This window comes from Archangium sp. (assembly GCF_045802675.1).
Lineage (GTDB): Bacteria > Myxococcota > Myxococcia > Myxococcales > Myxococcaceae > Archangium.
Map to the genome: position 1 here is coordinate 99,146 of NZ_JBJMQO010000005.1, position 18,318 is coordinate 117,463.

At 70.5% G+C, this 18,318-nt stretch carries 13 protein-coding genes; 8 read left to right on the plus strand and 5 right to left on the minus strand.

The window, feature by feature from the left end; translation table 11 throughout:
- Nucleotides 1–54: 54 nt before the first annotated feature.
- The gene (locus ACJ8AN_RS01140) at nt 55–2,610 is read left to right on the plus strand and encodes a protein kinase domain-containing protein (protein WP_407753307.1); all 2,556 of its coding nucleotides are present in this window, start codon (nt 55–57) and stop codon (nt 2,608–2,610) included.
- Nucleotides 2,611–2,686: 76 nt separating this feature from the next.
- Nucleotides 2,687–4,441 carry an ATP-binding protein gene (locus ACJ8AN_RS01145; protein ID WP_407753381.1) on the plus strand — a complete coding sequence of 585 codons (1,755 nt, stop codon included), beginning with the start codon at nt 2,687–2,689 and terminating at the stop codon, nt 4,439–4,441.
- 49 nt (nt 4,442–4,490) lie between these two features.
- On the opposite strand, the gene ACJ8AN_RS01150 is transcribed toward ACJ8AN_RS01145, so the two are convergent.
- The gene (locus ACJ8AN_RS01150) at nt 4,491–5,423 is read right to left on the minus strand and encodes a glutathione S-transferase family protein (RefSeq protein ID WP_407753308.1); all 933 of its coding nucleotides are present in this window, start codon (nt 5,421–5,423) and stop codon (nt 4,491–4,493) included.
- Between the two features lie 39 nt (nt 5,424–5,462).
- On the opposite strand from ACJ8AN_RS01150, the gene ACJ8AN_RS01155 reads away from it, so the two are divergent.
- Complete coding sequence (locus tag ACJ8AN_RS01155) at nt 5,463–8,909, plus strand: hypothetical protein (protein ID WP_407753309.1); 3,447 nt, start codon at nt 5,463–5,465, stop codon at nt 8,907–8,909.
- Between the two features lie 48 nt (nt 8,910–8,957).
- On the opposite strand, the gene ACJ8AN_RS01160 is transcribed toward ACJ8AN_RS01155, so the two are convergent.
- The 3 genes from ACJ8AN_RS01160 to ACJ8AN_RS01170 form a co-directional block, all read right to left on the minus strand.
- A complete protein-coding gene (locus ACJ8AN_RS01160; protein ID WP_407753310.1) occupies nt 8,958–10,967 on the minus strand; it encodes a LysM peptidoglycan-binding domain-containing protein in 2,010 nt (669 codons plus the stop codon).
- A 148-nt stretch (nt 10,968–11,115) separates the two neighbouring features.
- Complete coding sequence (locus ACJ8AN_RS01165; RefSeq protein ID WP_407753311.1) at nt 11,116–12,723, minus strand: multiheme c-type cytochrome; 1,608 nt, start codon at nt 12,721–12,723, stop codon at nt 11,116–11,118.
- Complete coding sequence (locus ACJ8AN_RS01170; RefSeq protein WP_407753312.1) at nt 12,683–13,066, minus strand: PleD family two-component system response regulator; 384 nt, start codon at nt 13,064–13,066, stop codon at nt 12,683–12,685. Before ACJ8AN_RS01170 ends, ACJ8AN_RS01165 begins: the two co-directional genes overlap by 41 nt.
- Before the next feature lie 174 nt (nt 13,067–13,240).
- Between ACJ8AN_RS01170 and ACJ8AN_RS01175 the strand changes: the two genes are divergently transcribed.
- From ACJ8AN_RS01175 to ACJ8AN_RS01190, 4 genes are all read left to right on the plus strand, one after another.
- Nucleotides 13,241–14,866: a mechanosensitive ion channel family protein gene (locus ACJ8AN_RS01175; protein WP_407753313.1), complete on the plus strand. Its 1,626-nt coding sequence runs from the start codon at nt 13,241–13,243 to the stop codon at nt 14,864–14,866.
- Nucleotides 14,867–14,909: 43 nt separating this feature from the next.
- The gene (locus tag ACJ8AN_RS01180; RefSeq protein WP_407753314.1) at nt 14,910–15,440 is read left to right on the plus strand and encodes a penicillin-binding protein activator LpoB; all 531 of its coding nucleotides are present in this window, start codon (nt 14,910–14,912) and stop codon (nt 15,438–15,440) included.
- 114 nt (nt 15,441–15,554) lie between these two features.
- Nucleotides 15,555–16,313: a ZIP family metal transporter gene (locus ACJ8AN_RS01185; protein ID WP_407753315.1), complete on the plus strand. Its 759-nt coding sequence runs from the start codon at nt 15,555–15,557 to the stop codon at nt 16,311–16,313.
- A gap of 143 nt (nt 16,314–16,456) precedes the next feature.
- Nucleotides 16,457–16,864, plus strand: coding sequence for a CBS domain-containing protein (locus ACJ8AN_RS01190; protein WP_407753316.1), 408 nt, complete (start codon nt 16,457–16,459; stop codon nt 16,862–16,864).
- 1 nt (nt 16,865) lies between these two features.
- Here the strand turns inward: ACJ8AN_RS01190 and ACJ8AN_RS01195 are convergent, their stop codons facing one another.
- Nucleotides 16,866–17,348, minus strand: a complete 483-nt coding sequence (locus tag ACJ8AN_RS01195; RefSeq protein WP_407753317.1) for a universal stress protein — start codon at nt 17,346–17,348, stop codon at nt 16,866–16,868.
- A 102-nt stretch (nt 17,349–17,450) separates the two neighbouring features.
- Between ACJ8AN_RS01195 and ACJ8AN_RS01200 the strand changes: the two genes are divergently transcribed.
- Nucleotides 17,451–18,245: a class I SAM-dependent methyltransferase gene (locus ACJ8AN_RS01200; RefSeq protein WP_407753318.1), complete on the plus strand. Its 795-nt coding sequence runs from the start codon at nt 17,451–17,453 to the stop codon at nt 18,243–18,245.
- The last annotated feature ends 73 nt before the right edge of the window (nt 18,246–18,318 follow it).

Sequence of the window (18,318 nt, forward strand, 5' to 3'; positions counted from 1 at the left end):
CTATGGAGGGGCGGTCGATAGGCTCACCTCTCAAACACGCGAGCCACGCACCCCGTGACGACCACTCAACCGAAGCGGCAGCCCATCCCATTTGGGAAGTACCTCCTCCTCGACCGCATCAACATCGGCGGCATGGCGGAGGTGTGGCGCGGAAAGATGTTCGGCGCCGGAGGTTTCGAGCGCCTCGTCGCCATCAAGCGGATCCTTCCGAACATCGCCGAGGATGACGAGTTCATCGCGATGTTCATCGATGAGGCGAAGATCAGCGTCCAGCTGAACCACGCCAACATCGCTCAAATCTACGAGCTGGGGCAGATCTCCAACAGCTACTTCATCGCGATGGAGTACATCCCCGGCAAGGACATGCGGGCCATCTTCGACCGGTGCCGGAAGAAGAGCGAGCCGGCGCCCGTGCCGCTGGTGGCCTACGTGGTGTCGAAGATGTGCGAGGGCCTGGACTACGCCCACCGCAAGAAGAGCAACCAGGGGCAGGATCTCAACATCGTCCACCGCGACATCTCGCCGCAGAACATCCTCATCTCGTTCGAGGGCGAGGTGAAGGTCATCGACTTCGGCATCGCCAAGGCCGCGGGCAAGGCCACCAAGACGCAGGCCGGCATCCTCAAGGGCAAGTTCGGCTACATGAGCCCGGAGCAGATCCGCGGCCTGCCGTTGGACCGGCGCAGCGACATCTTCGCCATCGGCGTGTGTCTCTACGAGATGCTCACCGGCGAGCGGCTCTTCGTGGGCGACAGCGACTTCAGCGTGCTGGAGAAGGTGCGCAAGGCCGAGGTGGCCCCGCCCTCCACGTACAACCGCCGCATCCCCGAGGCGCTGGAGAAGATCGTCCTCAAGGCGCTCGCGCGCGACGTGGACGACCGCTACCAGTACGCCAACGAGCTGGGCGACGACCTGCAGCGCTTCCTGCTCACCTCCGAGTCCGTCTTCAGTCGCAAGGACCTCCAGCAGTACATGCGGTCCACCTTCGCCGAGGACGTGGAGCGCGAGAAGCAGCGGCTGCAGGAGTACGCCGACATCAAGCCGCCCGACGGCATGCTGGCCGCCATCGAGATGGGCTTCAGCGGCTCCTCGTCGGCGCCGCAGGTGCAGGCCCCGCCGGTCAGCGCGCCGCCGCCGGTGCCGAGCCAGCCGCCCGTGTCGCCGCCCATGCCCGCCACGCCCTCGCTGAGTGGGGTGCGCCGCTCGCCCACGCTCGGTACGCTGCCCAAGCTGACGGCCGCCGCGCCCCCGCCACCGCAGCTGGAGGAGGAGTCCGGGGCCACCATGGTGGTCAGCAGCCCGGAGCTCATCGGCGAGCCCACCACGCAGCCGGGGCTCGTGGGCCCCGGGCGCAAGGTGACGCCGGTGGAGGTGCCGCGCGCGGCCCTCATCGACGAGCAGCCGCCGCAGCGCGTCCCCAGCGTGCGGGTGCCGCCGGTGATGTCGCCTCCGCCGAGGCCTCCGGGCCCCCCGCCGTCCGCGGAGAGCACCACCGTGGCCCGCCAGGGCCGCAACACCATGGATGGGCTGCGCGCCGTCCGGCCGTCGACGGAGACGCCCGTCTCCGAGCCGCCCGTGGGTCCGCCGCCGCGGGCCTCGATGACGTCCATCCCCGCCGTGGCGGCCCCCCGGCCGCAGCCGCCGACGTTGGTGCCTCCGCCCGTGATGACGGAGCGCGAGCCGCTGGTGCACGAGGAGGAGGACCCGATGGAGCAGACCGCTCCGGTGCTTCCTCCGGCGCGCGCATCCCTCACCAACCCGAGGATTCCCGCTCCGGCTCCCGCCGCCGCTCTGGCGCCGGTGGCCGCCGCGACCAACCGCATGCCGCTCATCGCGGCCGTCGCCGCCCTGTTCATCGTGGCGGGCGTGGGCCTGGTGGGCTTCTTCGTGACGCGGCCGGCGCCGGCGCCCCAGGGGTACATCCTGGTGGATCTCCCCTCCGAGGTGCAGGGGCGCACCGGGCTGCGGGTGAACATCAACGGCCAGGACGTCGACAAGCTGCCCAGGTCCGGGCCCATCGTGCAGCCCACGAAGGTCGGCTCCACCCTGGTGATGGTGAGTGCCGAGGGCTACAAGACCTTCACCCAGACGGTGATGGTCACCGAGGGCGCCACGCCCCAGCCGGTGCCGGTGAAGCTCGAGCGCGAGAAGAAGGTGGCGCAGGTGGTCGTCGTCACCCAGCCGCCGGACGTGGAGCTGAAGGTGGGCGACAAGGTGGTGCGCGAGAAGGGCAGCAGCGCGCCCTACATCGGCGAGGTGCCGGCGGGCGAGAAGGTGGTGGTGTCCGCCAGCGCTCCGGGCTTCAAGCCCGCGCAGAAGGCGCTCGAGCTGTCCGCGGGTGACAAGCCGGCGAGCGTGCAGCTCACGCTCGAGAAGATCGAGCCGGAGGGCTTCGAGGTGCAGGTGCTGTCCACGCCCTCGGGGGCCACCATCGTCGCGGGGGGCCAGGAGCTGGGCGTCACCCCGAAGCTGGTGCGCCTGCCCCTGAGCGTGAAACAGGTGAGCCTGAAGCTGCGTTGCCATGAGGACGAGGACGTGGACGTGGCTCCGGGCGACGGGGCGCCGGCCACGGTGCGGCAGCGGCTGAAGAAGCAGCGCGGCTGCAAGTAGTCCCATCATTCAGACAGGCGCCCTCCCGTTCGAGGTGGGCGCCAGGGGCCTCGCGAGGGGCCGGAGGGGTGTGTTGGTGACCAGGTCACGCAAGGTGGATGCGGCGGATCCGCTCGCGGAGCTGCCCGGGTGGGCCCGCAAGCTGGCCCAGAAGTACTACACGAAGACCGTCAGCACCTTCCTGCTGTACGGCGCGGTGAGGGACCTGCAGCCCACCACCGCGGAGGACGGCGGCCGCAGCTTCGGGCCGCTGCGCACGTTCCTCTCCGAGGAGCTCTTCGGCGGGCGGGATCACGTCATCTTCTATGATCGCTCGTCCGGCATCCGCTCGGGCTCTCCGGAGACGCAGAAGGAGCTGCAGCGGAACATGGCCGGCTATGACGCGCTCTACGGCACGGACTACGCCAAGAGCCTGCCGAGGGACCCGGGCCGGGCGCTGCAGATCCTGGAGAACTTCCTGCGGATGCGGATGAGCGAGGGCAAGTCGCTCGCGCTCATCATCGACTTCGCCGAGACGCTGGTGCCCGGCGGGGAGATGAGCCACCTGTCCACCGAGGACCGCTTCGTGCTCGCCACGCTGGAGAAGTGGGGGCACGACCCGCAGTTCCTCGCGGGCGACATGTCCGTGGTGCTGCTGGCGGAGAACCTGGCGGACGTCTCCCCGCGCCTGACGCGCAACCCGTACGTGGCCACCATCGAGCTGCCCCTGCCCACGGAGGAGGAGCGGCTGGAGTACGTGCGCTACAAGCTGGAGGGCAAGAAGCTGGCGGCGGTGTCGGACGTGCCGCTCACGGGCCTGGCGAAGATGACGGCGGGCCTGTCGCGCATCAACCTGGACCGCGTGCTCACCGAGGCGCTCGAGCAGGGCGTGCGCATCACCAGCGACCTGCTCAAGGAGAAGAAGAAGGAGCTCATCCAGGCCGAGTGCCACGGCCTGCTGGAGTTCATCGAGCCGGTGCACACGCTGGACTCGGTGGCGGGCCACGGCAAGGCCAAGGAGATGCTGCGCAACGCGGCCAACGCGCTGAAGAAGGGGCGCATCGAGGTGATGCCCATGGGCTACCTCGTGAGCGGCCCGGTGGGCACCGGCAAGACGTTCCTGGTGTCCTGCTTCGCCGGAGAGATTGGCATCCCGGTGGTGAAGTTCCTCAACTTCCGCAGCCAGTGGCAGGGCGTCACCGAGGCCAACCTCGAGAAGATCTTCAACCTGCTCAAGGCGCTCTGGCCGGTGGCGGTGATGGTGGACGAGGCGGACACGTTCCTGGGCAACCGCGATTCGGGCGGGGACTCGGGGACGAGCAGCCGCGTGTTCGGCTCCATCGCCTCGTTCATGGGCAACACGGTGTACCGCGGGAAGATCGTCTGGTTCCTGATGACGGCGCGGCCGGACCTGCTGCCCATCGACCTCAAGCGCCAGGGACGCGCCGAGGAGCACCTCGCGCTCTTCTATCCGGAGACGGAGGCGGAGCGAGAAGAGCTCTTCAAGGTGATGCAGAAGAAGACGGGCCTGAAGCTGGAGGTGTCGTCCATCTCGGAGCTGATTCCGACGGGGACTCGCCAGCTGAGCGGCGCGGACATGGAGGCGGTGCTGGTGCGCACGCGCTTCCGGGCGCTGGCGCAGGGACGCGAGCAGGCGACGGTGGAGGACCTCAAGGCGGTGTTCGAGGACTTCGTGCCGCCGAGCTACCCGTTGGAGATCGAGCTGCAGAACCTGGTGGCGGTGCAGGAGTGCACCAGCCGCGAGCTGCTGCCCGAGAGCTTCCGCCGCCTGGACCGGGACCACATCACCCGGCGCGTGCGCGAGCTGAAGCTGCTGCTCGAGCAGGGCTGAGGCGTGCCGGGGTGGGGCCGTGGCTCCCCACCCCGAGCCCCTCGGGTGCTCACCCCGCCTTGCGCACCTCGAAGCCGAGGCGGGGGAAGTGCACGACGACCTCGCCCGCGCGCGCATCGACGCGCCGGACCGCGAGCTCGTTGGGACGCGAGAGCACGAGCTCTCCTTCCACCGGATCAACGCCGTAGTCGGTGGGGGCGATGCTGACGCGCTCGCCCTTCTCGAGGCCGTGCAGGTCGAGGAAGTCCTCGCCCTCGGTGGACACCGGCGTGCTGGCGGCGGCGAGCTTGACGGCGTCACCACCCTCCATCGTGTCGGACGTGCCGTGGCCCATGTCCTGGACGCGCTTCATCCACGCCACCAGGTGCGTGTGCGGCGCGAGGATGCCCGCGACGGCCTGGGCGCGCTGGATGAACCAGAGCCCATGGTAGACGGAGAAGTCGGCGATGCTCGGGGCCTTGCCGAGCAGCCAGGGCCGGCCGTCCGCGAGCTGGGCCTCGAGCTGCTGGAGGTAGAGCCGCAGCGCCCCGGTGGCCTCGGGAGGGCGCATGCGCGGCACGTTGGCCCGGAAGGCCGCGCGGTCGGCGAGGAACGCCTTGCCCTGTTCGGGAGGCATGTTGCCGAAGATGCTCTGCACCCCCGCCGGCTGGAAGACGTAGGGGATGACGGTCCAGAACAGCGTGGAGTCCGCCCACTGCGCCTGGATGCGCGCCAGTCCCTCCGACTCGGCCGGGTACAGCGTCGGCGAGGGGGCGAGCCGCTCCAGCACGTCCGCGATCAACGCCGTGTCGCAGTAGATGTCCGCGCCCATCTGCAGCAGCGGTGTCTTGCGATAGCCACCCGTCAACGCGATCACGTCCGGCTTGGGCAGGATCATGGGGATGGTGACGGAGGTCCATCGCAGGCCCTTGAAGCCGAGGATGGCGCGGACCTTCTCGGAGAAGGGCGAGAGCGGGTAGTGGTGCAGGATGGGTTGGGACATGATGGCTCCTCCGCGGGACTCTAGCGGCATGGAGGGGGCATGTTCGATTCGGATCGGCTCGTCGTCACGAACGCGGAGCTCGCGCGCCGCCTCGGAGAAGACCTCCTGCTCGGGAGTGTGTTCGCCTTCCTTCCCCGGCGGTTCTTCAAGAAGCGCACGTCCGCGTGGACCGAGCCCCTCTGGGGTGAATCCCAGGAGCCGCGGATCCTCTCGCTGCTCGGACCCGAGGGCGCCGCGCTCCCGGGCGCGAAGGTCCGGGCCGCGTCTCTGCCCAGGCTCTCGCTCTCGGCGATCACCAGTGACAAGGCGCTCTACCGCGAGGGACGCGACGAGGTGCACCTGCTCGTGTTGGATCCGCTCGCGCCGGGCGCCGAGGTGGTGCTGGAGGTGCTGGTGCACGGCGCGCTCTTCGCGACCCGTCCGGTGCGGCTCGATGCGCGTGGCGCGGCGGCGGTGACCCTGCGCGAGCTGCCCGCGGGTGACTACGAGGTGCGTCCCCAGGGCGCGCCGGAGGGGTTTCCCGCCTGCGAGTTCACCGTCGCCGAGTACCGGCTCGCGCCGCTCGTCATGCGGCTCGTGGAGCGGCGGCTCGAGGGCAGCACGCTCGGGGTGAAGCTCTTCCTGGAGAGCTTCGGCCTTCCGGTGACCGCGCGCGTGCGGATCGAGCTCATGGTGCGCGGGATGGGGCTCTCGGAGCAGGTCGTGGTGGTGCGCCAGGGCTTCGTGGAGGCCTCGTTCCAGCTCGTGGGACGCGGTCCGCACTTCATCAACGCGCAACTGATGCTCGACCCTTCGCGCACGGCGACCGTGCCCATCGTGGGCAGCCGCGAGGAGGAGCGCTCGCGCACGGTGCTGTCGAAGCTGGGCGAGGAGGTGGGAGCCTCGCTGCTGCCCGGAGCCTCATCGCAGCCGGTGCGTGGGCTGTGGCTGGATCGCGGGCCCATCCGCTCCACACCGTTCCAGCTCGAACGCGTGGACACGCGCAAGGCGCGGCTCACGGCGAAGACGACCATCGACACGGCGAGCCTCGTGGTTTTCGACGCGGTGGGGGGGCACCAGGAGCGTGTGCTCGGAGCGCTCGCGAGCGGCGCCGTCGTCGAGGTCGATGTGCCCGAGCCGATGGGCCTGCTCGCGCTCGGCGCGTTCGTCCAGGGCGAGCCCTTCGAGGGCTGGGCGGCGGTGATGACACCGGCTGCGGTGTCCGTGTCCATCTCCGTGCCGGAGAAGTGCACGCCCGGTGAGGAGGCGCGGATTCAGCTCGACACGGGTCGCGCAGAGGACGACGCGTCCGTGTACGTGGTGGTGAAGGACGCGCGGCTGCTCTCGACGGACACACCCGCCAGCCGGCTCGCGGGCGGGCTCAAGGCCCATGCGGAGAGCGCGGGGCGCGTGCTGGACGTGGGCAAGGTGGACACGCGTCTCGCCGGGGTCGTGCCCGACGAGACCGTGTTGTTCGAGATGGAGTACGAGCGGGGCGTGGTCTATTCGGCCGTGGCCGCGGGCGATGCGTGGGAGGACGACGATGGTTCCTATTCCGCCGTGCTGCTCGAGAGCACTCCCGCCCTGGCGGAGGTCGCCGCGCCGCACACCGGAGCCGGTCGCGAGGCCGGGTCCCCTCCGTCGCGTGTGACCCAGGAGCCCGAGGTGTTGTTCGCGGGGCTCGTCGAGACCCGGAACGGGAGGGGCACGCTGCCGGTGCGGCTCGGGCCCGGGTTCGCCGACTACCTGGTCGAGGCCTTCGTCCTCTCCGGGCTGGACTGGGCACCGGCCGAGGCGCGCTTCCGGGCGGAGAAGGAGCAATTCGTCTCGCTGGAGCTGCCGGCGTTCGTGCACCCCGAGGACGCGGCGCTCGCGCGGCTTCACGTGGGCTCGCGGCTCGAGGGCGTGCGGGTGCGTGTCCTGCGCGAGGGCGTGGAGGTGCCGCTCATCCGCGAGGGGCGGGTGCTCGCCGCTGGGGAGCCGCTCGGCGTGGGCCTCACGGAGCTGACGTTCCTGGCGGGGCCGGGCCGTTACGATGCGGTACTGGAGGGCCCGTCGGGCGTCCTGGCGCGCGAGGTGAAGCAGGTGGAGGAGCCGGGACGGCTGCGGCGGCTCGCGCGGACGGTGCGCCTGCTCGAGCCGGGAGAGGCGTTCTCGGTGGAGGAGGACGCGTCGATCGTCTCGTTGCGCGTGCTTCCGGGGCTGAAGAGTCCCTTCCGCGCGCTGGTGACGGCAACGGCCGACTATGGCCACGCGTGTTGCGAGCAGACCGCGGCGAAGATGCTGGCGGCGTGCGCGATGTACGCGCTCGCGGGAGAGGGGAGCGGACAGGAGACCGGCGCGGCGGTCCGGGACAAGGCCGAGTCCATCATCCTGGCGGGCGTCGCACGTGAGCGCTCGATGTTCCTCCGGGGCCGCGGGTTCAAGATGTACCCGGAGGTCTTGGACGAGCCGCATGCGTATTGGGGGCCGAAGGCGGCGATGCATCTCCAGCACCTCGCGCTGCTGAAGGACCTGGGGGGCGAGGCGGCGATGGGCCCGGCGCTCTCGCGCGCGGTCGAGGAAGGGCTCGAGATGGCCGGGGACGCGATGCGCGCGTACGGGCTCACCTGGCCGCCGTCGCGCATCCAGAACCCCGAGGACGCCTATCTGGCGCTGCGATTCGGTGGTGGCGGGAACGAGGCCGAGGCGCTCGAGGTGGTGCGGCGGTGGGTGGAGACGTCGCGCGAGGCGAAGCTGGGGGCCGTGGAACTGCGCACCGGGCTCTCCTACGCGGCGGCGGTGCTCCTGCGGGCGGGAGGCGCGGCGGAGCTCCCGCTGGCGCTCGCGCTCGCCAACCAGGTGGTGGCGCAGCTTGGCGAGAACGGGCGGCTGTATTCGACGGTGGATTCGGTCGCGGCGATCGCGCTCATGGCCGAGTTGCAAGCGGCGGGCGTGGGGGGAGGGGCGGAGGCCGTCGAGGTGGACGGGGAACGCGTGCCGGTGGTCGAGCTCGCGGCGAGCGCTCGCGCGGTCCGTTCGGTGCGTGCGCTGGACACCCGCGTGGCGGTGGAGCTCACGCGCCAGCGCGAGGAGGACTGGGGCGGGTTCCTCGCGAAGCTTCCGGTCGCGGTCTCCCTGCACAAGGGCAACGCCGTCTCACGGACACTGACCGCGACGGACTCGGTGGAGCTGCGGGTGCGGCTCGAGAGCGGTTACGAGCCCGGAGACCTGCTCTGGGTGTGCCTGCCCGATGCGCTCTCGCGCGTGGTGGGCGGCGGGCAGGTGAAGCGCTTCTCCGTCGATTTCGGCGGCGAGCACGAGCTGCGCATCCCGCTGGCGGCCACGGGAGTGACCGTGAACGGGAAGGGCGAGTCCGCGCCCGCGCGCTTCGCGGTCTGCGTGCGCAACATGTTCGAGGAGGAGCGCGGCGGCAGCCCCGGGTTCATCGAGGTCACGGTGGCGCCGGCCCCGGGGGGCTCGGCGCTCGGGCGCACGCTCGACGCGCTGAAGCACCTGTTCAGCTGACGCGGCCGGGAGGAGGCCTTGGCCCGCCTCCCGGCTCGGGGCGGGGAACTACGGCGCCTTCACGACGAGCCGCATGCCGGTGGGCAGCCGGGTGGTGTCCTTGATGTTGTTCCAGCGCTTGAGGTCCTCGACGGTCACGCCGTAGCGCTGGGCGACGCCCCAGATGGACTCACCCGCGGCGAGCTCGTGCACGGTGCCGGGGCGGCCCGCGTTGGCGGCGGGGGCCCGCTGGGCGATGACCGTGCCCGCGCGCTCCTCCACCTGCTTGGGCGCGTTGTCCTGCCACACGTACAGCACCGAGCCCACCTTCAGGGCCTTCTTGGCGGTGCGCGCGTTCAGGTCGTTCCACTTGCGGAGATCATCCGCGCTCACCTGGAAGCGCGTGGCGATGGCCCACAGGCTGTCACCCGACTGCACGCCGTAGGTGATGCGCTTGCGGCCGTTGAGGGTCTCCGTCTTGACGGGGCCGCTGGCCACCGGGCCGCGAGGCGTCCCCGCGGGCACCTCGTCCTCGGGGCGCGGCACCGTCACGCCGCTGCGCCGCGCCTGGGCCACCTTGCGCGCCAGCGCGCTGTCCGTGCCCGCGTCCTTGCCCGTCCCGCGCGAGGCCGGCACCGGAATCACCAGCTCCGTGTTGAGCCGCAGGGTCTTCAGGCTCTTGAGCTGGTTCATCTGCAGGATGGCCTCGGGCGCCGTGCCGTACGTGAGGGCGATCTGCGACAGCGTGTCGCCGCGCTTCACCTTGTGCACGCGGAAGGTCAGCCGCTCCTTGGCCGGCAGCTTCGCGAAGTTCTCCGCGAACTGCGGGGCCGTGCCCTTGGGCAGGCGCAGCACGTAGGGATTCTTGGGGCTCGCCGGCGGGGTGCACCAGCGCCGCAGCTCGGGGTTGAGCTCCTGGAGCTGCGTCACGCTCACGTTGGCCGCCCGGGCGACGACATCCAGGTCCGTGGCGTCGTTGAGCTTCACCTCGTCGAAGACGAGTGGCTGCTCGTAGACGAACTCCTTCTCCGAGAAGCCGAAGGCGGCGGGGTGCTTGGCGATGAGCGCCGCGGCGATGAGCTTGGGCACATAGTGCCGCGTCTCCAGCGCCAGGCCCTTCTCCGTGGGGGCGGAGATCTCCCAGAAGTTGTTGGTGCCCATGCGCTCCATCAACCGCCGCACCCGGCCGCTGCCCGTGTTGTAGCCCGCCCACGCCAGGTACCAGTGGCCCAGCTCGCTGTGGAGATCCTTGAGGTAGCGCGCGGCGGCGTAGGTGGCCTTGATGGGATCCTTGCGCTCGTCCACCCAGAAGTCCTGGCGCAGCCCGTACTGGCGGCCGGTGCTGGAGATGAACTGCCAGGGCCCGGCGGCCTGCGCCCACGAGTAGGCCTGGGGCGAGAAGCCGCTCTCAATCATGGCCAGGTACACCGTGTCGCGCGGCAGGCCCTGGGCCTCGAGGATGGGCTGCATCACCGGCAGGTAGCGCGTGGAGCGGCTCACCCACTTGCTGAACCACTTGCGGCCCGGCCCCTGGAAGAACTGGATGTACTGGGCCACCAGCGGCTGCATCTCCACCGGGATGTCGTAGCGGGCCTGCACCCGCGAGACGTCGAAGTTGGAGAGGTCCGTCATGAGCGGCAGCTCTCCGGTCTCCTCGTCCTCGCGGAAGGTGGGCTCCTCGAGCGCGTCCAGCATGCGCAGGCGCAGCGGGTTGGCCACGCCCAGGCGGCGCAGCGACTGGAGCACCTCGGCGTTGGGCCGGGCGCCCGGATCCAACGTGGCGCCCTCCAGGGCCCGCATCTCCTCGAGCTCGGTGGACTCGACGGCACCCGGGTCGTTCTGAAGGTCCTCCAGCACCTCCTCGGCGGATTGGAGGGGGACCTCGGCGGGGTCCTCACCCGCGGCGGCGGCCGGGGCGGGAGCGGGGGCCTCGGGCTGCTGGGCGGAGGCGACCCTCAGCTGCTTGTCCTGGGCGCTGAGCACCCGCATGCCGGGCGGGGGCGGGGGCATCGGCACCGCCTCGGCGGGCGAGGGCGGGGCCGAGGCGAGGACCAGGAGGAGCAGGCTGAAGGACGGCATGGTCACCTGGGAGCCGGCTGCCGGAGGGGCCGGGTTGATTGGAGGCGCAAGTGTTCGATGCTTTTCGCGTCATTCAAACAAGCATCCAAGCGGGCCATCTTCCCATCGGTCGCTACCGCCGGGAAGAAACACACCACCTGGACGTGTTTCACGGCTTCGACTTCACCGCCCGTGGCTGGCCATGGCCGGGGCCGAGGATTCTCGGCACGTAGGTGGCGAAGTCGAAGTGGGGCGAGTTCTCCCGGTTGTGGCAGGTGACGCACACGGCCTGCCCCGGCTTCGCGGTGATGTTGTCCTGGGACGGGTCCTCGGCGTGGAGCGAGCCCGGGCCGTGGCAGCTCTCGCAGCCCACGCTCTCGCGGCCGGCCGTCTTGTCCAGGCGGCACACCCCGCCGGGCTTCTCCCAGCCGGTGACGTGACAGCCGGTGCAGTTGAGGTGGAACTGCTTGCCCACCCCCTCCAGCGTCTTCCAGGACTCGTGGTGCTTGGAGCCCTTCCACAGGGGGAAGGCGTCCGCGTGGCACTCCTCGCAGGCGGCGCTGCCCACGAAGGCGGCCTGGCCCTTCTCGGGGGCGGGGCAGTCCTGGCCATGGGCCCTGGCCCACTCGAGGTTCATCTTCCCCACGTCCGCGTCGTAGGCCTTCACCACCGTCTGGGTGTCGGCGTCCGAGGGGAGGGTGGACTCGAGGGGGACGAAGCGCAGGGCGAAGCTGTCGCTGTCCCCGGTGGCGGTGACGGGCGCGGTGAGCAGGGCCTGCCGGCGCGCCACCAGCTCCTCGCGCTTCTGCTGCTTGAGGGCCTTGAGCTGGGGCTCGATGCCGGGGAGGTTGATCTCCTTGTCCAGCAGCGCCAGGCGCCGGTCGATGGAGGCGGCCTCCTTCTCACCTTCCTCCGCCGTCTTCTGGAGGGTGAAGCGGCCGCCCGGCTTGGGGCCGTAGGCCAGGTCCACACGCAGCAGCTCGCGGCCCTTGCTCTGCAGCGCGGCCACGGGGACGGCGTCGCGCACCAGCTTGTGCTCCTCGCCGTCGAACTCGCCGGGCGTATGGGTGGCGAGCACCAGGTCCACGCCTGGCTCCGGCGTGGCGGCGGCCCGCTGGGCCTCCTGGAGGGTGCCGTGGAAGAGGCCCACCACGAAGGCGGCTCCCTCGGCCCGGGCCTTCGCGGCCGCCTGCTTCATTCCGGCCGCGTCCGAGGCGCTCACCACGCCCACCTTGCGCGCCCCGGCGGCCAACACCTGGTAGCCCCCGGGGGCGAGCTCGGGCAGCCCCAGCCCCCGGCGGAAGTCGGCGCCGCGCGTGTCGTCCAGCTCGCCCACCGCGCGCACCGCGAGGCCCATGCGCTTCATGGCGTCGGCGAGCGCCCGTGCCTTGCGCTCCTCCTGGGGCACCTGCTCGGGCTTGAGGGTGTGTTCCCCGAAGAGGCTGTCACCGCCGTCCACATAGAGGACGGGCAGGGCGCCCTTGCCCGCCTCGCGCACCTGCGCGGCCGCGCGCTCGATGCCGCCGCGCATGTTCTCGCTGCAGCCGCAGGGGCCCAGGTAGCCGCGCACGTCCGCGGAGAAGAAGAGGATGGCGCCCGGGGCGTCCGCCTTCGCGGAGGCCGCCGTACCCGAGGCCGCTCGCGGCTCGCCGGCCCGTGTCTCCTTGTCGCGCGAGCACCCCGAGGAGAGCGCCGCCAGCAGGAGGAGGCCGGTGACGAGCCGCCGCTTCACCGCGTCACCAGATGATGCTCTGCACCAGCTCGTCGATCTTCTCACCCATCTTCTCCAGGCCGTTCACCTTGGACAGGCTCCCGTCGGCGCCGACCTGCTCGGCCAGCTTGCTCAGCTCGTCGTCCGGGAGGCTGGAGAAGAGGATGATGGGGATGTCCTGGGTGCCGTACTCGTTCTTCAGGGTGCGGCAGATGTCGGTGCCCTTGGCCTCGGGCATGTGGATGTCGGTGAGGATGAGGTCCGGCTTCCACGTCTGCAACGTCTTCTCGAACTCCATCAACGTGGAGGTGGCGATGACTTCATAGCCGCGCGCCTCCAGCACGGCCTTCTCCATGGCGAGAGTGATCTCGCTGTCGTCGATGAGGAGGATTTTGCGCTTCTCGTGCACGGCGACCTCTTCCTTGGCGGCCTTTTCTAGCCCATCGCTGTTGATGGCTCCAAGGCTTTCCCGTCCGGGTGGAATCCAGGGGGAGACGACCCGACAGCTACCCTGGAAGGCAGGCGACCTTCCAGCACAATAGGTGTTGCCCGTCGAGTCCGGTGTGGGCACTAAGGGCTGCCTATGCGCCGCGCCCTGACTGGACTGTGCCTCCTGCTGTCCGTCGTCCTCCCGCTGGGGGCCTGGGCCCTCAACAACGGCCTGGGGGCGCCTCCCGGGACGGTGGACCGGTCCACGCCCTACGCCTCCGCCAAGGGCTTCTCCGACGCCGTCCACCGAGGCAACTACGAGCTGGCCGCGCATTACCTGGACCTCGATTTCCTCCCCCTGGCCCGCCAGAAGGAGGAGGGGGCCCGGCTGGCCAGGCGGCTCAAGTACGTCCTGGACCACAAGCTGCCCCTGGGGGTCATCGCCAACCTGAGCAAGGAGCCCGAGGGCGACCCGGAGAATCCCCGTTTCGACCAGATCGACGCCCTCACCGTGGGCGACACCGTCTACCCCATCCGGCTGTCCCGCGTGCGGGTCGGTCCAGGTGAGCAGGTGTGGGTGTTCAGCGAGGCGACGGTGCGGGCGGTGGATCCGCTCTACGAGGAGTACGGCCCGCTGGTGGGCGAGGTGCTGCCGCCGGTGTTCTTCGAGCGGCCGGTGCTGGGGCTGGAGCTGTGGCAGTGGCTGGGCCTGGTGGGGACGTTGGTGGGGGCGGTGCTGCTGAGCGTGGTGCTCGAGCGGCTGACGCTGGCGCTGACGGGGCGGCTGGCGAGGTGGACGGGGGTGACGTGGGACGACGCGCTGGTGTCGGCGGGGAAGGGGCCGCTGCGGCTGCTGTACTTCACGCTGCTGGGGGCGCTGGGGACGTCGGTGCTGCTGCTGCCGCCCACCATGAGGTTCCTGTCGACGCACCTCTTCACCACGCTCACGGTGGTGAGCGTGGCGTGGTTCGTCCTGCGCTTCCTGCGGGTGACGTCGCATGTCGTCCAGCAGTCGGTGACGAAGGGGACGAAGGACGCCGTGCGCGCCCGGGGGCTGCACACCCAGCTGGCGGTGCTGCGCTCGGTGTTCGAGGCGGCCACCTACATCATCGCGGCCGCGCTGCTGCTCATGCAGTTCGAGACGGTGCGCAACGTGGGCGTGTCGCTGCTGGCCTCGGCGGGCATCGCGGGCCTCGTCATCGGTCTGGCGGCGCAGAAGTCCATCTCCTCGCTGCTGGCCGGCATCCAGCTGTCCATCACCCAGCCCATCCGGATTGGGGACCAGGTGGTGGTGGAGAACGAGTTCGGCACGGTGGAGGAAATCACCCTCACGTACGTGGTGGTGAGGGTGTGGGACGAGCGGCGGATGGTCATCCCCATCGCGCAGTTCCTCGACAAGCCCTTCCAGAACTGGAGCAAGGGCGGGCAGTCGATGCTGGGCCCGGTGCGGCTGCTGGTGGACTTCTCCACGGACATGGACGCGCTGCGCGCGGAGCTGCGGCGCATCCTGGAGAACGAGGGCAAGGCGCTGTGGGACGCGAAGGTGGCCACCATCGTGGTGGAGGAGGTGCTGGACCGGACGCTGCAGGTGCGCGTGCTGCTGAGCGCCACGCCGGGAGACCTCTTCGACCTGCGGTGCCTCGTGCGCGAGAAGATGATGGAGTACCTGCGCACCCGGCCCCAGTGGCTGCCCACCACCCGCACCGAGTCCCGTCCGGCGGTGCCTCCCAAGGCGGGCGAGGAGTCAGGGCCCCCACCACCCACTCCTCCCCGGGCCTGAGCACCGGTCTCGATTGCGAAGGGAAGCCGGAGGGCGCTCCACCATGAAGACCCGTCTCATCGTGTCCGTCTTGCTCGCCGGGCTGCTCGCGGCCTGTGGAGCGCCGCGTGTCCTCTTCGGCGGCACCCACGGGGCCCCGGACACCCCCGAGACACCGCCAGCTCAGCTCGACGAGCACGGCCTGCGGCTCCTCGCCAGGAAGCTGGTGCGCTCGCTGGCCAACGTGCCGCGCTTCGCCCGGCCGGGCCCGCGGCTGCCGGTGGTGCGGGTGGGCCAGCTCGAGAACAGGACGTCCGAGTCCATCGACCTGGCCGCGCTGGGAGACGAGCTCCAGACGGGTCTGGCGCAGACGGGCCGCTTCTCCCTCTCCGCCGCCGGGGAGCCGGGCTCACAGGCCAGCGCGGACTACCTGCTCACGGGGGGGCTCACCTCCAGCGTCCAGCGGACCGGCAGCGATACGCTCGTCTATTACAGGGTGACCGCGACGCTGAACGACGTGCGCACGGGCCGCGTGGCGTGGAGGGACGAGAAGGAAGTGCGCAGGAAGTCCGAGAACGTGCCCGTCACCTGGTAGCGGCGCGTGGGGCGCGGCTGCGACTGGGAGTCCATCCGCCCGAGACTGCCGGGAGAGGATGACTTCCGCTGGCGCCAATCTGTGCTAGGTGTCCGGTCCCCAATCCGGACCCCCATGTCTTTCGCGGTAGCCCTCTCCTCCTATTCGCTGATCATCCTGCTGGGTGCCCTGGTGGGCGCGCTGGCGGTGGTGTTCACCCAGACGCCGACGAAGCTGGTGACGTTCCTGGCGTTCGCGGCGGGGGTGATGTTCGGAGCGGCCTTCTTCCACATGCTGCCCGAGGCCTACCACGGGGGCGGCTTCTGGGCCTTCGCGCTGGTGCCGGCGGGCTTCGTCTTCCTGATGGTGCTCGAGCGCTACGTGCTGACGCACGCGTGCGAGGAGCCGCCGGAGTGCGAGGAGCACGTGCACGGGCACGCGCTGGGGCTCACCGCGTTCCTGGGGCTGTCGGCGCACACGCTGTTCGACGGCATCGCGTTGGGCTCGGCGGTGAAGGAGGGCGTGGGGCTGATGGCGCTGCTGGCCATCACCTCGCACAAGATTCCCTCGTCGCTGTCGCTGGCCTCCATCCTCAAGGCCGAGGGGAAGAGCTCGGGCCGCATCCTGGGCTTTTCGATGCTCTACGGGCTGATGGTGCCGGTGGGCGCGGTGCTCTACTTCGCCTTCGACGCGGTGCTGGCCTTCGAGTCACTGGCCTCGAAGGCGCTGGCCTTCTCCGCGGGCACCTTCCTCTACGTGGCGGTGTCGGATCTGCTGCCGCACGTGAACCGGCACGGCAAGGACAACCGGGGGCGCAACCTGCTGGCGCTCGCGGCGGGCCTGCTGCTGATGCTCGCGCTGGCGCGGGTGATGGAGATGCCGGGGCACACCTGAGGCGCGTCCGTCGAGCGGACGGACGGCCACGCGGTGAGCAGCCGGCGGGAGCAGCCCCGGGTACGCCGGGCGTCGCGTGGGTGCAGGGAAGGCGCCGAAGGCCCACCCTGAGTCATGGACCCAGGAGCGAGCCGGAGGAGTCCATGCTCACCGTCGAGGAACTGATGACCCGGGACCTGGTCACCCTGAGCGAGGACGATGACCTCGTCCGCGGGGATGACCTGCTGGCCGAATACGACATCCGCCACCTGCCGGTGGTGAAGGAAGGGAAGCTCGTGGGGCTGGTGAGCCAGCGGGACCTGATTCGAGCGCTCGCCCGCCAGGAGAGGCTCCCCGGCAAGCCGCCGGTGCAGGTGCGGGAGATCATGACGCACGCGCCGGAGACGCTGCGGCCGAAGAGCTCGGTGCACGAGGCCATCCACAAGATGCTCGATCACAAGTTCGGCTGCGTCCCGGTGGTGGAGGACGGGGACCGGTTGGTGGGCATCCTCACGGAGACGGACCTCATCCGGCTCGCGGACCGCCTGCTGGAGAAGGAGATGCGCCACTGACTCACCCCACGGGCCGCGCCGCCTCCGGGGCCTGCGTCCCATGCACCGTGAGCACGGGACACGAGGCCCGGGCGGCCACCTTCTGGGCGACGCTGCCCATGAAGAGCCGGGCGAGCCCGGTGCGTCCGTGCGTGCCCATCACCACCAGGTCATACCCGCCCTCGGCGAAACGGACGATGGTGTCCGCCGCGGGCCCGCGCTCCAGATGCACGCGCATCGGCACGGGGCTGGACTGAAAACGCCCGGCCCAGGCATGCAGGAGGCGGCCCGCCTGCGCGAGCCCCGCCACTTCCAGCTGAGTCCCCAGGTCCCCGGGCACCAGGATGAGGGTCTCCGGCTCCATGTGGGCCGGGGGCTCCCAGACGTGGAGCACGTCGAGCGAGGCTCCCATCCGCTCGGCGAGGGAGAGGGCGTACTCGGTGGCGCGCTGCGAATGCTCCGAGAAGTCGGTGGGGACCAGGATGCGGTGGATGAGTGTGGCCATGGCGTCCTCCTCGCGGGCATGCCCAAGGAGAAGCTATGCACCGCTTGCTTTTCAGGCCGCAGCGCCGAGGATGCGCGCCGCCGCGAGCGCGGCACCCTGGCCATGCAAAAGCTCTCCGACTGGTACGACCATCCCGAGTATTACGAGGCCATCTTCGGCACGGACACCGCGAAGGAGCTGGACTTCCTGCTGGAGGTGGGGCGCCGGTACGGCACGGGCGGCAAGCAACTGCTGGAGCCCGCGTGCGGGGCGGGGCGGCTCGTGGCCGAGGCCGCGCGCCGGGGCTACCCGGTGGTGGGCTACGACATCTCCGAGAAGATGCTGGCCCATGCGCGGCGGCGGCTCACTCCGGCACAGCGCCGGAGGGTGAGCCTCCACGAGGCTCGCATGGAAACCTTCCACCGGCCCGAGCTGGAGGGGAAGGTGGACCTGGCCTTCAACCTGGTGTCCACGTTCCGCTACCTCGACAGCGAGCAGGCGGCGCTCGCGCACCTGGAGAGCACGCGGCGGCTGCTGCGTCCCGAGGGCCTCTACGTGCTCGGCTTCCACCTCACGGACTACGGGCGGAAGAAGCCGGAGCACGAGCGCTGGGTGGAGAAGCTCGGGAAGGACACGGTGGTGTGCAACACCCACGAGGGACTGCCGGATTCGCGCCTGAGGCGCTCGGAGATGCGCAACCGGCTGCGAATCACGGGGCCGGGGAAGGACCTGCTCATCGAGACGCACTGGTACTTCCGCACCTACGACCTGGCGCAGACGCGGCGCCTGTTCCGCCGGGCCGGGCTCGAGGTGCGGGCCATCTACGACTTCGACTACCAGGTGGACGTGCCGCGCAAGCGGGGCGAGGTCCGGCTCGACAGCATCTTCGTGCTGCGGCCCGTCAAGAACGCCGCGTGAGGCGGGCGCCACGCGCTGGAGGGGCCTCGATTCCTGCCGCTGTGGGGACCGGCTAGATTGACGCGCTGAGCTT